Source organism: Rhodococcus sp. ARC_M12 (genome assembly GCF_022810385.1).
Classification (GTDB): Bacteria; Actinomycetota; Actinomycetes; order Mycobacteriales; family Mycobacteriaceae; genus Rhodococcoides; species Rhodococcoides navarretei.
Window position 1 is genome coordinate 143,210 of record NZ_JALGQI010000011.1, and the last position, 16,314, is coordinate 159,523.

A 16,314-nucleotide genomic window follows, 5' to 3' on the forward strand; every position below is an offset into this window, starting at 1 on the left:
AGTCACCGGGTTGCGCCGAAATGGTCTCGACGCCAAGATGAGCTGTCTCGATCCTGTAACGGACGACGTACTTCGTGCGATAAGTGCGGAGGATATGTATGCGCCAGACCCTGGGGTCGGGCGCACACATGACGAACTTGCGAGATCAAGCGTTGATTGCGTAACCGATGTGACGACGAAGCAGCTGAGAGGTCGAGTGCATGCTGGGTAGAAGGAAGAGCCGGTCCGAGGACAAGCAACGGGGGTCCTGGGGACGTCGCGCCGCCACGTCCATGCTCATGGCGGTGGTCCTCCCACTGGGATTGGCTGTAGCCGGCGGTGGCGCAACTGCCAACGCGGCCTTCGACGGCAATGCCATCGACGTCTGGACGGACTCGTCCATGGGTCCGATCAAGAGTCGCGTCTGGCGCGCCGCGGACGGCAACACCGACCGCGTGGTCTACCTCCTCGACGGGTTGCGGGCCACCTCCGACATCTCCGGCTGGGAGCACGAGACCGACGCCGGTGCCGTGCTCGCCGGTTACAACATCAACGTGGTTCAGCCGGTCGGTGGACAGTCCAGCTTCTACTCCGACTGGTACGCACCGTCGAACTTCAACGGCCAGCGGACCACGTACAAGTGGGAAACCTTCCTGACGCAGAACCTGCGTGAGAACCTGCGCGCCAACTGGGGCTTCAACCCCAACCGCAACGGCGTCATCGGTATCTCCATGGGTGGCTCGGCTGCGCTGACGCTGGCCGCGTACCACCCCGACCAGTTCAGCTATGCGGGCTCGCTGTCCGGTTACCTGAACATCTCGGCTCCCGGTATGCGTGAAGCGATGCGTCTGGCGTTGCTCGACTCCGGTCGCTACAACATCGACGCGATGTGGGGACCGCCGTGGGATCCGGCGTGGCTGCGCAACGACCCGTTCGTCTTCGCGCCTCGTCTGCGCGACAACGGCACCCGCGTGTGGGTGTTCGCAGGTAGCGGTCTGCCCGGTGGACTCGATCGCCCGCAGAGCTTCATCGACTACTACAACACCGCCAACGGCATGGGCCTCGAGGCCATCGCGTTGGCCAACAGCCGGGCCTTCCAGATCCGGATGGCCAGTATCGGCGCCAACAACGTCACCTACGCCTTCCCGCCCGTCGGCACCCACCAGTGGGGCTACTGGGGCGAGCAGATTCGGGTCATGGCACCGGATCTGAGCGCCAATATCGGATAGGCAACCCGGTCACGGAACATTCGGTCGCGTCGCCTGTTTTTCGGCCCGTAGTGAGATTTCACGACTTTTCAGGGCTGTTCAGCAGGGACCACGCAGGATAGTCTCCTGTTCCGGAGATACGACGAAGTGAAACTGGGACGCTGATCACAGTTTTGCCTTGGAACCGCTCGATGGAATAACCTCCATCGAGCGGTTCGCCTGTTCTCACAGCAGAACCTCAGCTTTTCCGAGATCCAGCTTCACTCGGCCTCACGGGGCCACCAGTTCGCCCTGTTCGATTGCCGGGGGCCGCTACGAGAGCGGAGACCGCGTAGATGAGAGAGAGCACGATTCATGCGATTTGCCGGCCTCAGTAGAACTCCGAAGGCGTCCTCACGCTGGCGTCAGCGCCTGCTCGGCGTCGGTGCCGCAGCGCTCGTACTTCCCATCGCAGCCGGTGTCGTCGGTGGAACCGTCGCTGCCGCAGCGCCCGCTCCCATCGCGCATCAGGCCCCGGCCGGTGGCCGTGAAGACCTGATCGTCCCGTCCGAGATGGGCCCCATCAAGGTTCAGGTCCAGTGGGCCGCTCGCGGCGGAAACGCTGCTCTCTACCTGCTCGACGGTCTGCGCGCACGCGACGATCGCAATGCATGGACGTTCGAGACCAACGCTCAGGATCAGTTCGCCAACGACGACGTGACCCTGGTCATGCCCGTCGGCGGTCAATCCAGCTTCTACAGCGACTGGTACACCTCGTCGAACTTCAACGGCCAGGAAGTCACCTACAAGTGGGAGACGTTCCTGACCGAGGAATTGCCCGCATTCCTCGAGAACTACGGAGTCTCGCGCAGCAACAACGGCGTCCTCGGACTGTCGATGGGTGGTTCGGCCGCTCTGACGCTGGCCGCGTACCACCGCGATCAGTTCAAGTTCGCCGGTTCGCTCTCGGGCTACCTCAACATCTCGGCACCCGGCATGCGTGAGGCCATCCGCGTTGCGATGCTCGACGCAGGTCGCTTCAACGTCGACTCCATGTGGGGACCGCCGTGGAACCCGGCGTGGCTGCGCAACGACCCGTTCGTCTTCGCGCCGCGACTCGAGGGCATGTCCCTGTACATCTCGGCAGCCAGCGGTCTGCCCGGCGAGTTCGATCGTCCGGCCGCGCCGATCGATTTCTACAACACGGCCAACGGCATGGCTCTCGAAGCTCTGTCGCTCGCCAACACCCGTGCGTTCCAGATCCGGATGAACACTCTGGGCATCCCGGCCACGTACAGCTTCCCGTCCAACGGCATCCATGCATGGCCGTACTGGGGAGCCGAGCTGTGGAAGGCTCGCACCCAGATCCTGGACGCGCTCAACGCCTGACACCGATCGACACGTGATCTTCGAGAAATGCCGCCCTGCGTCTGTGCGCCGGGCGGCATTTCTCGGTCTCGGCCGTGATCGCCATCCTCGCCCCAGTTCACAATTGCACCACCAGTCACAGCGCGTCTGCAGGTCGTCGGCAGCGCGCACGTGTAGAAAGACATACGAAGCATGTCTCGATAGGAGACCTTCGAAAGTCACGTCGAAAGAGAGTCACCATCATGCGCACTGAGCTTGTTCGGTTCGGTCGGACGCCATCGGCCGGCACACGGGCTCGACGAGCGGCGGCAGCACTGACCGTCGCTTCCGCGCTGATGATCCCCTTCGCGACGACGACGGTTGCCTCCGCGGCCCCCGTCGCCCGGACGGCCCCGGTAGCGCTCGCCGGGCCCGCCTATACGCAGACATCCGGTGCCACCGTCACATCGGTGGATTGGCTCTCCGATCGTCGTGTCGCGCTGTGGATACAGTCGCCGTCGATGGGAACGCCCATTCAGGTTCAGCTGCTGCTCGCACGTGACTGGAACATCAACCCGCAGGCCACGTTCCCGCAGGTGTACATGCTCGACGGTCTGCGCGCCACGGATCAGGAGAACGGCTGGACGGCCGAGACCGACGCCGAGTCGTACTTCGCCGACAAGAACGTCAACGTGGTCCTGCCCATCGGCGGCCAGTCCAGCTTCTACTCCGACTGGGTCGATCAGGACAACGGCAAGAACTACCAGTGGGAGACGTTCCTGACCGAGGAGCTTCCGCCCATCCTGGAACGCGATTGGCGTAGCACCGACAGTCGCGGAGTCGTCGGACTGTCGATGGGTGGCACGTCCGCGATGTTCCTCGCGGCGCGCAACCCCGGTTTCTTCAAGTTCGCCGGCTCGCTCTCGGGCATCCTGAGCACCACCTCGCTCGGTATGCCGCAGGCCATCCAGTACGCGATGACCGACGCCGGCGGCTTCAGCTCCAGCGCCATGTGGGGGCCACCGTCCAATTCGCTGTGGGCACAGCACGATCCATACGTGTTGGCCGACAAGCTCGAGGGCGTCAGCCTCTACATCTCCAGCGGCAACGGATCGGCCGGACCGTACGATCAGCCGTCGCCCATCCCTGGCGTGAGCACCAACTACGCAGGCATGGGTCTCGAGATCCTCTCGCGATTGACCTCGCAGACATTCGCCACCAAGCTCAATCAGCTCGGCATTCCCGCTCAGGTCAACTACCGGCCGTCGGGCACGCACTCGTGGCCGTACTGGCAGTTCGAGCTGCACCAGCTCTGGCCGCAGCTCGCCACCGCACTCGGTGTCGAGGTCGACAAGCCCGCGTGCAGTGCCGCCGGACTGATCGGCAATGCGAGCGGTGCCAACTCGTGGCTCGGCCCGTGCCTGACCGCGGAGTACAACGTTGCCGGTGGTCGTGCTCAGGACTTCACCTTCGGCCGGGTCTTCTTCACCCCCGATACCGGTGCGCAGGTCGTCGCCGGTGCCATCGGCGGCATCTATCAGGGCAACAGGGGCCCCGAGGGTGCGCTCGGCTTCCCGACGACCGGCGAGATCGGAACCCCCGACGGTCGTGGACGGTTCAACGCCTTCCAGAACGGGATGGTCTACTTCACGCCGCAGACCGGAGCCCACGTGGTCAAGGGCGCAGTGCTCGACGAGTGGGCCGCCCAGGGCTACGAGGGCGGACCGCTGGGATACCCGGTGCTCGACGAGGTCGAGACACCGAACAAGCCCGGCTCGGTGCAGGGCTTCGAGATCGGTGCCATCTACACCTCGCCCGATGCCGGAGTGCACTCGGTGCAGGGCATGATCCTCGGCAAGTACGGTGAATTGGGTTGGGAGAGTGGACCTCTCGGGTTCCCGAAGTCCAACGAGATCGGCCCGATCCGGGACGGCGGACGCTTCAACCAGTTCGAGACGGGCAACATCTACTGGAGCCCGCTCAGCGGAGCCTGGTCCACCCCGTACGGCCCGATCTTCGACGCCTGGGGATCGGTCGGCTACGAGGGCGGCCGACTGGGCTACCCCACCAGCGATCAGTTCGATATCGACGGCGGCGGCAAGCAGCAGAACTTCCAGTTCGGCATCATCACGCTGAAGGACGGCGTTGCCACGATCGCGCCCTAGTCGAGTGCATGACTCTTCAGAGTCCTCTCAGAGCGTGGCGGTACTGTCGCCTGCGAACCCGACGACCGAAGGATTTCGATCGATGACGCGTAATTCCCTGGCCAGAACTCTGTCGCTCGGTGTGATGGCTGTGGCGGCAAGCTCGCTGCTGGTGGCCTGCGGAAGCGACGACTCGACGGCCACCGGCGCTCCGACGAGCACCACCTCGGCCGCCGAGACCACGACCGAGGCGAGTTCGACGACGTCGGCGGCCGAGACCACCACCGCTGCGCCGACCACGAGTCCGGGGGAGGCGGCCACCGCGCCGCCCGAGCAGCCGCAGCCCGTTCCGGACGATTTCCCGGGTCCGACGGAAAGCCAGATCGACGACCGCGGTACGAGTTTCCTGGACGAGCTGAAGAAGCAGGGCGTCACCCCGGCGGGCAACGGTGACATCGCGGTGTCGACGGCCAATTACATCTGCGCCGCGCAGGCCCAGGGCGTCGCGGCGGAGGAGATCTCGACGTTCGTCACTGCGAATGTCGGCGTGGAGGCCAGTGCCGCCGGAACGCAGATGAGTGAGACGCAGGCTCAGGAAACAGCCCAGACCTACATCACCGCCGCGCAGGCGACCTACTGCAGGCCGTAGAGATCCACGGTGATGGCCAAGCGTAAGCGCAGAATTCTTCCGGTGATCGCCGTTGCGGCGATCATCGGTCTGATCATCGTCGCCCTCTGGTACCTGCTTGCCGGACGGCTGCCGCAGGATCCGGGTGCGCCGGTGCCGCCGGGGCCCGAGGAGCCGACGTCACAACCGGCGGACTGCCCCGACGTCCAGGTCATCGCCATCCCCGGTACGTGGGAATCGTCGGCCACCGACGATCCGTACAACCCGACGGCCAATCCGGTGTCGTTGATGCTCAACGTCACTCGCCCGTTGCAGGAGCAGTTCCCCGGCTCGCGAGCCGACGTCTACACCGTGCCGTACGTGGCTCAGTTCTCGAACCCCATCGCACTGCCGCCGGACGGCCAGCAGTCCTACAACAACAGCCGCACCGAGGGCGAAGCAGTCGCCGTGCAGAAGATGTCCGATGTCAGCGCGCGGTGCCCGTTGAGCACTTTCGTCCTCGCCGGGTTCTCCCAGGGCGCGGTCATCGCCGGAGACATTGCGGCCGACATCGGCGCGGGCAACGGTCCCATCTCCGCCGATCGGGTTCTCGGGGTCACCCTCATCGCCGACGGTCGCCGCGACGGCGTCTCCGGTACCGATGTCGTCCCGCTCGACGGAGTCGGTGCCGAGGTCGCACTCGGCGGACTCGACCTGCCCGGCATCACCATGACGGGGCGTCGGGAAGGTGGCTTCGGTCCTCTCGACGACCGGACCAATCAGATCTGCGCTCCCGGCGACCTGATCTGCTCGTCACCGTCGGATGGATTGTCGCTCCGCAACATTCCGCAGAGCATCCAGATTCTGATCGGTGCTGCAGGCAACCCCGTTCATGCGTCGTACAACAGTTTCGTCGTCGACGGATCCGGTACGACGGCCACTCAGTGGACCGCTGCGTGGGCCGCCGGACTGATCGAGAACGCCCCGATGCCCGCGCATTCGTGAGCGACGACGCTTTATAACGGAAACGTCACAACGCAACGCATGGCGATCTGGTGCCGGGCACAAACCTGAGGCGTGAAACCCCCAGCCGGTGTGATCGACTCCGGCCAGCGGCTAGAGTGACGCCTTGGACCTGCGCAGATCAGCCCCGGCCGGGCTGCTCTCGCCGCCGAAACCAGACCGCTGCACACTTGCGAGGAGAGCAATAGATGAGTTCCGCCGAGGCCGCGACCGCAGGGCCGCGCAAATTTCGCTTCGCTGCAGGCGGAGAGGGAAATGCCGAGGAGGGCGGGGCTCGGAAGTTCATCAAGCTGGCGCAACAGGCCGAGGAACTGGGCTACGACAGCTTCATGATTCCCGACCACCTGGGCAACCAGGTCGGTCCCATCGCAGCGCTCGGAGCACTCGCCGTCGCCACCGACAAGATCCGGCTCGGCACGGCAGTCCTGGCCAACGGCTTCCGGCATCCCGCGGTGCTGGCCAAGGATGCGGCCACCATCGATGTGCTCTCGGGCGGGCGGCTCGAACTCGGTTTGGGTGCCGGTTGGATGCGTGAGGAGTACGACAAGGCGGGTATCACGTACGACCGCCCGGGTGTGCGCATCGAAAAGCTCGAGGAGACCCTCGAAATTCTCGACGTGCTGTTGCGCGGTCAGGAGTGCAACTTCGAGGGCAAGCACTACACGATCACCGGACTCAAGGGCAGCCCTCGGCCCCGGCAGGGTCCGCGTCCTCCCATCTGCATCGGCGGCGGCGGACCGAAGATGCTCGCGCTGGCGGCCAGGCACGCCGACATCATCTCCGTGGTGCCGAGCACCTCGAAGGAGGGCAAGCTTCTGCTGTCGGGCATGACCATCGAGAAGACCCTCGAGCGAGTCGAGCTGATCCGTGCGGCCGCGGGAGACCGGTTCGACGACATCGAACTGAACTGGGCGATCACCACGATCGTCGTCACCGACGATCGTGAGCAGATGGCCGAGATGGCGCTGGCGGCACTCGACAACGGCTACCCACCGAACGTGGACGTCGACGTCAAGCTCACCGTCGAGGACATTCTCTCGTCGCCGTACCTCGCATTCGGGACGTACGAGGAAATCGCCGATCAGATCCGTAACGTTCGCGCGCGAACCACGATGTCCTATGTCGGGGTTTTCCCTACTCAAATGGAAGCATTCGCGCCGGTTGTCGACTTGCTGAAAGGCGAGTGACGCAGGCGCGTGTCGGTACCATGTAGCTGGCCTTTCAAACCAGGTGCCAAACCGACACCGTAAGAGCTACTAGTCAGTAACATAAAACGCTGTTCGGTGTCTGCATGCACGTAGCCGGTGGTGCGGGACCAGGTCACGCAGGCTGTGTGGCAGCGGATTCGTGTCGGAGGAGATTGAAGTAATGAGCCACACGTTCGATGATTTCATCGATGAGAACGGCCACATCACCATCGGTGAAGGGCAGACGCTCGTCCGCCACGTCGAGGTGAACGTGCAAGAGAATTCCGACACGCTCGCGTACCGGTTCGTCGACTACTCCCGGGAACGTGACGGCGAAGCGCACGAGTTGACCTGGGCCGAGTTCGGTACCCGCCTCAAAGCTGTCGCTGCTCGCCTCCAGCAGGTCACCCAGCCCGGTGATCGAGTGGCCATCCTGGCACCGCAGGGGCTCGAGTACGTCATCGCCTTCTTCGGAGCGATCTACGCGGGCACCATCGCGGTCCCGCTGTTCGATCCCGACGAGCCCGGTCACACCGACCGCCTGCACGCCGTCCTCGGAGACTGCAAGCCGAGCGCCATCCTCACCGCGAGCAACTCGGCCGCGGGCGTGCGCGCCTTCTTCCGTGCACTGCCCGCCGCGGAACGCCCCAGGATCATCGCCGTCGACGCCGTCCCGGACAGCGTCGGCGAGACGTGGGTCGAGCCCAAGGCCGGGCTCGACGACATCGCCTACCTGCAGTACACGTCCGGTTCGACGCGGACCCCGGCCGGCGTCGAGATCACGCACCGCGCGGTCGGCGTCAATGCGCTGCAGATGGTCGACAGCATGGAGATCAACCACGACTCCCGCGGCGTCACCTGGCTGCCGATGTTCCACGACATGGGCCTGCTCACCGTCATCCTCCCGGCGCTCGGCGGCAAGTACATCACCATCATGAGCCCGCGCGCCTTCGTGCAGCGTCCCTGGCGCTGGATCAAGGAACTCGCCGCAGTCTCCGACGGCGCAGGCACCTTCGCGGCAGCGCCGAACTTCGCGTTCGAGCACGCCGCCCAACGTGGTCTGCCCAAGAACGGCGAGTCCCTCGACCTGTCCAACGTCATCGGACTGATCAACGGCAGTGAGCCCGTCACCACGTCGTCGATGAAGAAGTTCAACGAGGCGTTCGGCCCGTACGGTCTGCCGAAGTCCGCGATCAAGCCGTCCTACGGCATGGCCGAGGCGACGCTGTTCGTCTCCACCAGCAAGCACTCCGACGAGGCCAAGGTGGTCTACGTCGATCGCGTCGAGCTCAATGCGGGCAACTTCGTGGTCGTCGCCCCCGATGCTCCCGGTGCCATCCCACAGGTGTCCACCGGAACGGTCGCCCGCAGTCAGTGGGCCGCCATCGTCGATTCCGAGACGGCCACCGAGGTCGCGGACGAGCACGTCGGCGAGATCTGGTTGCACGGCGAGAACATCGGCAAGGGCTACTGGGGCCGCGACACCGAGACCTCGGAGACGTTCCACAACAAGCTCGTCCACCGCAATGCCGAGGGCTCGCATGCAGACGGTGCTCCCGAGGGGGGCAATTGGATGCGTACCGGCGACTTCGGCGTCTACCACGACGGCGAGCTCTACATCACCGGCCGCGTCAAGGACCTCGTCATCGTCGACGGCCGCAATCACTACCCGCAGGACCTCGAGTTCTCGGCCCAGGAAGCCAGTAAGGCCTTGCGTCCCGGCTTCGTCGCGGCTTTCGCCGTCCCGCTCAACCAGCTCCCCGACATCGTGTTCGAGTTCAGTGGAGCAGCCCTGACCAAGGACTCGGACGACAGCTCCGAGCAGCTCGTCATCGTGGCAGAGCGCGCTCCCGGCTCCGGTAAAGCAGATCCGGCTCCGATCGCCGACGAGGTACGCACGGCAGTATCGGCACGGCACGGCGTCACCGTGCGCGACGTCCTGCTCGTTCCGGCCGGCTCCATTCCGCGTACGTCGAGTGGCAAGATCGCCCGACGCGCATGCAAGGCCGCATACATCGAGGGCACGCTGCGCGGCGGTTACCAGCAGACGGCCTTCCCGGACGCAGAACTGCCCGACTGATCTCTGGGCCTCCCGTTCCTTCGATACATAGCTTGGTGAGTAATGGCTGAACAAGAGACAGACAAGATTCAGAGTGCCGACGGGACGGACCTCACGGTCGCCCAGCTGCGGGATTGGCTACGCAACTGGGTTGCGGACGCGACCGGGCAACCGGCGTCGGCCATCTCCGACGACCGTCCGATGGAGGAATTCGGTCTGTCCTCTCGCGATGCCGTCGCACTGAGCGGTGAGATCGAGGAGCTGGTGGGGGTCACGCTGACCGCCACCGTCGTCTACCAGCACCCCACCATCGCCTCGCTCGCCAAGATCATCATCGAGGGCGAACCCGACGAGCCGGTCGGCACCGTCGACGACGCGTTCTACACCAGCGGCGGGCAGTCGGGCGACGCCCACGACGTCGCGATCGTGGGCCTGTCGTCCCGCTTCCCGGGCACCGGACAGACTCCCGAGGAAATGTGGTCGCTGCTCATCGAGGGCCGCGACGGCATCACCGATCTGCCCGACGGCCGCTGGCGGGAATTCACCTCCGATCCCGTCATCGCCGCGGCCGTCGAGGCGACGGTCACCAAGGGCGGCTACCTCGACGACGTCAAGACCTTCGACGCCGAGTTCTTCGCGATGTCGCCCAACGAGGTCGTCAACGTCGATCCGCAGCAGCGGCTCGCGCTGGAACTGACCTGGGAAGCGTTGGAGCACGCGCACATTCCGGCCAGCTCGATCAAGGGCCGTCAGGTGGGCGTGTTCATCGGCAGCTCGTCGAACGACTACCAGCTCATCGCCGTCAGCGACCCGGCCGTGCACCCGTACGCCCTCACCGGCACCTCCACCGCCATCGTCGCCAACCGCGTCTCCTACTTCTACGACTTCCGCGGACCGTCCATCGCCGTCGACACCGCGTGCTCGTCGTCGCTGGTCGCCGTGCACCAGGCGGTGCGCAGTCTGCGTACCGGCGAATCCGATCTCGCCGTTGCCGGTGGCGTCAACATGCTGCTCGCTCCGCCCATCACCGTCGGCTTCGGTCAGACGGGTGTGCTTGCGCCCGACGGCCGCATCAAGGCCTTCTCCTCCGACGCGAACGGCATGATCCGCTCCGAGGGCGGTGGACTCGTCGTGCTCAAGCGACTCGAGGACGCCGAACGTGGCGGTGATCAGGTGCTCGCCGTCATCGCCGGATCCGCGATCAACCAGGACGGCCGCTCCAACGGACTGCTCGCGCCGAACCCGGACGCACAGGCCGACGCGCTGCGATTCGCCTACCGCGACGCCGGTATCAACCCGTCGGGCGTGGACTACATCGAAGCTCACGGCACCGGAACCATTCTCGGTGACCCGATCGAGGCCGACGCTCTCGGACGCGTGGTCGGCCGTGGCCGCGACGCAGACAAGCCTGCCCTGCTGGGATCGGCGAAGACCAACTTCGGACACCTCGAATCTGCCGCAGGCGCAGCAGGTTTGATCAAGGTCGTCCTCGCGATGCAGCAGAACAAGCTTCCCGCTTCGCTGAACTACGTGGGCCCCAACCCGTACATCGACTTCGACAAGGCCCACCTGAAGGTGATCCCGGAGGCCACCGACTGGCCGCGTTACACCGGCAAGGCCGTCGCAGGAGTCTCCGGCTTCGGATTCGGTGGCACCAACGCGCACGTCGTCGTGCGCGAGTACGTCCCGGGCGAGACCTCGGCCGAATTCGACCCCGCTGCAGTGGATCCCGAGGCCGCCGTGGTGGAGGGCATCTACGAGGAGCAACTCGATTCCGAGACGACCAGCCCGGTCGCCGAGGCCGAGACCATCCTGGCCGAGTCCGAAAGTGTGCCGGAGACAGTAATTCTCGCAGTGTCCGCGGCTCTGCCGTCGCGTCGTAAGCGCGCCGCATCGGAACTGGCCGACTGGCTCGAGACCGAAGAGGGCAGCACGACGCCCCTCGTCGACGTGGGCCGCACCTTGGCCCGACGCAACCACGGGCGTTCGCGCGCAGTGGTTCTCGCCTCCACCACAGCCGAGGCCATCGCCGGCCTTCGCGCCATCGCCGCCGGCAAGCCGGGCCCCGGCGTGTTCTCCGCGGATTCACCCGCGTCCAACGGCGCGGTGTGGGTGTTCTCCGGCTTCGGCTCGCAACACCGCAAGATGGCCTCGCGGCTGTACCGCACCAACACCGTGTTCGCCGCCGAGGTGGACAAGGTGGACGAGCTGGTCGTCGACGAGGCCGGCTACTCCATCCGCGAGATCATCCTCGACGACTCGCAGACCTACGAGTTCGAGAACTCCCAGGTTGCCATCTTCGTCATCCAGATCGCCTTGGCCGCAACGCTTCGTGCGCACGGTGCCGAGCCGTCGGCCGTCATCGGACACTCGATGGGCGAGGTCGCGGCCGGATACGTTGCCGGTGGCCTCAACCTCGAAGACGCGGTGCGCATCATCTACGCCCGCTCGCGCCTGCTGGCCGAGGGCCAGGACGGACTCGGACCGGCATCGCAGGGTGCCATGGCTCTGGTCGAGTACACCCCGGACGAGGTCAAGACCCTCACCGACCAGTTCCCCAATGTCGAGCCCTGCGTGTACGCCGCACCGACGCACACCACCGTCGGTGGACCGCGCGCCGAGGTCGAGGCCCTCGTCGAGATGGCCGAGGCCGCAGGCAAGATGGCCCGTCTGCTCGACGTCAAGGGAGCAGGCCACACCGCGGCCGTCGACGTCCTGCTCGGTGAGCTGGCCGCCGAACTCGCCGGAATCGAACCCGCCACACTCACTGCCGGGGTCTACTCGTCGGTCGATCGTGAGGCCCACTATCGCGTCGGGCATGCGGCGATCCATGGCGTCGACTACTGGACCAAGGGTATGCGTCACCCGGTCTGGTTCACGCAGGCCGTCAATGTTGCTGTGGGAGATGGCCACACGACGTTCGTCGAGCTCGCCCCCAACCCCGTCGCGCTGATGTCGGTGGCGGCCACGGCATGGGCTGCAGGCGTCGCCGATTCGACTCTGATTCCGACGCTCAAGCGCAAGGAGGACGAGTCCGAGACCTTCCTCGCCGCTCTGGCGCAGCTCTACGTCCACGGACACGCACTGGAACTGGCGACCCTGTTCGAGTCCGGCCCGTACGCGCCGATTCCGCGAACCGCGTACCTGCGCAAGGAGTTCTGGCTCAACTCGCAGGTCAGCTCCAGCGGTAACGCGCGAGTTCCCGGTGCGCGAGTCGCCTTGCCGGACGGCCGTCACGTGTGGGAAGTCCAGGCCTCGGCCGTCGCCGATTTCGATGCACTGGTCACGGCCGCCGCATCGCAGGTGTTCTCCGATGTGACAGTGGGCGTTTCGGTGTCCCATGCGGCGGTACCGAAGGTCGGCACTGTTGTCACCACGTTGACCTCCCACCTCGGTGGCGCCTCGATCCAGGTACACGCACACGAGGGCTCGGCCTTCACCCTGCTGCACGAGGCCGTCGTCACGTCCGGTGATGTGCGTCCGGAACCCGTTGTCGCTCTGGAAGAGCGTTCCTCTTCTCCCATGGAGGAACTGCCGGAGGTCGTCGAGACCTTCGGTGATCGCTGGGATCCCAACGGCAATCAGAAGCTCGAAGACCGACTGGCCATCATCGTCGCGGAGTCCATGGGCTATGCGCCCGAGGACCTGCCACCCGAGGTTCCGCTGATCGAGCTCGGGCTCGACTCACTCAGCGCTGTGCGCATCAAGAACCGCGTGGAATACGAATTCGATATCCCCACAGTGCAATTGCAGGCGGTGCGTGACGCGAACCTGCGCGAGGTGGAGAAGTACCTGCGCTACGCGATCGAGAACCGCGACGAGGTGCAGGCGCTGGCAGACAAGCAGGCCGCAGAAAAGGCCGCCGAGCAGGCGGCCGTCGAGGCTGCACCGGTTCAGGCGACTGCTCCGGTTGCCGAGGAAGCGCCCGCAGTCGCTGCACCGGCTCCGGCCGCCGCAGCGCAGACCGACCTGGGCGGCAAGGAAGCGTTCGCCGAGGCCGCCGGTTCCGATGTGCCCCCGCGCGACAACGCCGAGCGGATGACGTTCGCGACGTGGGCGGTCGTGACGAAGGAATCGGCCAAGGGCATCTTCAACACCCTGCCGATCCTCGACGACGAGACGGCCGAGAAGCTGGCCGCCCGTCTGACCGAGCGGGCCGGCGGCGAAATCACCTTCGACGACGTGCTGGATTCGGAAACCATCGAGCAGTTGGCCGACAAGGTGCGCCCGCACCTCGAAGACGGTGAGATCGACGGCGTCGTACGCAACCTGCGTGCTCGGCCCGAAGGATCCACCGCCACACCGGTGTTCGCGTTTCACTCGGCGGGTAGCTCCACCGTCGCCTACGAGCCGCTGCTGCGGAAGCTGCCTGCAGGCACGCCGATGTACGGACTGGAGCGCGTCGAAGGCCCCATCGCCGTGCGCGCCGCGGAGTACGTGCCGTTGATCAAGGCGATCCAGCCCGAGGGGCCGTACGTGTTCGTCGGCTGGTCGCTCGGCGGCATCCTCGCCTACGAGGTGGCGCGTCAGATGGAAGAGGAAGGCATCGAGGTCGCCTACGTCGGGCTGCTCGATACCGTCATGCCCGGCACTGCGATTCCCGATACCAAGGACGAAGTCCGTAAGCGCTGGGAGCGGTACGCGGCGTTCGCGAAGAAGACGTACAACGTCGACTACCCGATCCCGTACGACAAGTTGGTCGACTCCGACGACGAGGGCCAGATTCGGATCATCACCGATCTGGTCAAGCTCAGTGGGGCAAAGATTCCCGGCGGCATCATCGAGCATCAGCGGACGTCGTGGCTCGACAATCGGGCTATCCAGACGGCCGAGCTCAAGGAGTACGGCGGACACGTGACGCTGTACCTGGCCGACAAGTACCACGACGATGCGATCGCTCTCGAGCCTGCGTACGCCACCCGCGAAGAGCACGGTGGTTGGGGACCGGTGGTGAAGGACCTCGAGATCGTGTACGTCGGAGGCGATCACCTCGCCGTCGTCGACGAGCCGTACATTGGAAAAATTGCGGCCCATTTGTCGAAGACGCTCGAGAACATCGAGTCTGCAAGAACCGGAGCGTAGATCTTGAGTGGCACCACTGCGGAGAAGTTGGCCGAACTACGGGCGAGGCTCGAACTGGCCAAGGAACCGGCCGGCGAGATCGGGATAGCGAAGCGTGCGAAGAAGGGCATTCCCAGTGCTCGCGATCGCGTCAATTCGTTGCTCGATCCCGGCAGCTTCGTCGAGATCGGCGCATTGGTGAAGGCCCCGAACGATCCCGGTGCTCTGTACAGCGACGGTGTCGTCACCGGCCACGGAACCGTCGACGGCCGTCCGATCGCCGTGTTCTCGCACGATCAGACCGTGTTCGGTGGCACCGTCGGCGAGATGTTCGGCCGCAAGGTCGCCGGCATCATGGACTTCGCGATCAAGATGGGCTGCCCGGTCGTCGGCATCAACGACTCCGGCGGAGCTCGGGTGCAGGACGCCGTCACCTCCCTCGCGTGGTACGCCGAACTGGGCCGACGCCACGAGGCGCTCTCCGGCCTGTGCCCGCAGATCTCGCTGATCCTCGGTAAGTGCGCCGGTGGCGCGGTGTACGCACCGATCAACACCGACATCGTCGTCGCCACCGAAGAGGCGTACATGTTCGTCACCGGACCGGACGTCATCAAGTCCGTCACCGGTGAGGACGTCAGCCTCGACGAACTGGGCAGTGCCCGCGTCCAGGCCATCAACGGCAACGTGCACCACGTCGCTGCCGACGAGAAGGCCGCATTCGACTGGATCCGGAACTACCTGAGCTACATGCCCTCGAGCTGCCAGGAAGAAGCACCGGTGATCAACCCGGGGCTCGAGCCGGAGATCACCGAATCCGACCGCAAGCTCGACTCGTTCATGCCCGACGCCGACAACGCCGGCTACGACATGCACGACATCATCCTGCGCATCTTCGACGACGGCGAATTCCACGAACTGTCCGGCCAGACGGCACCGAACGTCATCACCGGCTTCGCCCGCGTCGACGGTCGGCCGGTGGGAATCGTCGGCAATCAGCCGATGCATCTGTCCGGGGCACTCGACGCCAAGGCAGCGGACAAATGCGCTCGGTTCATCCGCCTCAGCGATGCCTACAACATCCCGATCATCTTTCTCGTCGACACACCCGGCTTCCTGCCCGGCGTCGATCAGGAAACCCTCGGCGTCATCCATCGCGGTGGCCGCTTCATCTTCTCGTTCGTCGAAGCCACGGTGCCGAAACTGACTGTCGTGATTCGCAAGTCCTACGGTGGCGGATACGCGGTGATGGGCTCCAAGCAGCTCGGATCCGACATCAACCTCGCCTGGCCGACCGCCCGAATCGCCGTCATGGGTGCCGAAGGTGCCATCAACATCATGAGTCGCAAGCAACTCGCCGAGGCGGGCGAGAACGCTCCGGCGCTTCGCAAGCAGCTCATCAACTTCTACAACGAGCATGTCGCAACACCCTGGATCGCCGCCGAGCGTGGCTACATCGATGCGGTCATCGAGCCGTCGAGCACCCGCCTCGAAATTCGCAAGGCCCTGCACATTCTGAAGGACAAGGAAGTGCACAAGAGTCCGCGTAAGCACTCGTTGCTCCCCATCTAGAGAACTGAAGTTCGGCGGTCCTTCGTCCTCCGGGGGTCGCTTCGCTCCCGTTCGCGTCAATGGACCACTGCACCGGTCAGACGTATGCGATGGTTCATTCACGTGCGGGCGTCGTCTGCGTCGATGAACCACTGCACCGGTCAGACGTGTC

Annotated in this window: 9 protein-coding genes; all 9 read left to right on the forward strand. The window is 65.2% G+C overall.

Annotated features, from left to right (window positions below):
- Positions 1-200 precede the first annotated feature (200 nt).
- The 9 genes from MTX35_RS15770 to MTX35_RS15810 all read left to right on the forward strand — a co-directional run bounded on the left by MTX35_RS15770 (position 201) and on the right by MTX35_RS15810 (position 16,163).
- Complete coding sequence (locus MTX35_RS15770) at positions 201-1,208, forward strand: alpha/beta hydrolase family protein (RefSeq protein ID WP_243595883.1); 1,008 nt, start codon at positions 201-203, stop codon at positions 1,206-1,208.
- Between the two features lie 333 nt (positions 1,209-1,541).
- Positions 1,542-2,555, forward strand: coding sequence for an alpha/beta hydrolase family protein (locus MTX35_RS15775; protein WP_243595884.1), 1,014 nt, complete (start codon positions 1,542-1,544; stop codon positions 2,553-2,555).
- A 314-nt stretch (positions 2,556-2,869) separates the two neighbouring features.
- On the forward strand, positions 2,870-4,678 hold the full coding sequence (locus tag MTX35_RS15780) for an alpha/beta hydrolase-fold protein (RefSeq protein ID WP_374230310.1): 1,809 nt from the start codon (positions 2,870-2,872) through the stop codon (positions 4,676-4,678).
- 82 nt (positions 4,679-4,760) lie between these two features.
- Complete coding sequence (locus MTX35_RS15785; RefSeq protein ID WP_243595886.1) at positions 4,761-5,306, forward strand: DUF732 domain-containing protein; 546 nt, start codon at positions 4,761-4,763, stop codon at positions 5,304-5,306.
- Positions 5,307-5,318: 12 nt separating this feature from the next.
- Positions 5,319-6,269 carry a cutinase family protein gene (locus tag MTX35_RS15790; protein WP_243595935.1) on the forward strand — a complete coding sequence of 317 codons (951 nt, stop codon included), beginning with the start codon at positions 5,319-5,321 and terminating at the stop codon, positions 6,267-6,269.
- Positions 6,270-6,475: 206 nt separating this feature from the next.
- Positions 6,476-7,474: an LLM class F420-dependent oxidoreductase gene (locus MTX35_RS15795; protein WP_243595887.1), complete on the forward strand. Its 999-nt coding sequence runs from the start codon at positions 6,476-6,478 to the stop codon at positions 7,472-7,474.
- Positions 7,475-7,655: 181 nt separating this feature from the next.
- The gene (fadD32, locus tag MTX35_RS15800; protein ID WP_243595888.1) at positions 7,656-9,554 is read left to right on the forward strand and encodes a long-chain-fatty-acid--AMP ligase FadD32; all 1,899 of its coding nucleotides are present in this window, start codon (positions 7,656-7,658) and stop codon (positions 9,552-9,554) included.
- 42 nt (positions 9,555-9,596) lie between these two features.
- Positions 9,597-14,615 carry a polyketide synthase Pks13 gene (gene pks13, locus MTX35_RS15805; protein WP_243595889.1) on the forward strand — a complete coding sequence of 1,673 codons (5,019 nt, stop codon included), beginning with the start codon at positions 9,597-9,599 and terminating at the stop codon, positions 14,613-14,615.
- Positions 14,616-14,618: 3 nt separating this feature from the next.
- On the forward strand, positions 14,619-16,163 hold the full coding sequence (locus tag MTX35_RS15810) for an acyl-CoA carboxylase subunit beta (RefSeq protein ID WP_243595890.1): 1,545 nt from the start codon (positions 14,619-14,621) through the stop codon (positions 16,161-16,163).
- The last annotated feature ends 151 nt before the right edge of the window (positions 16,164-16,314 follow it).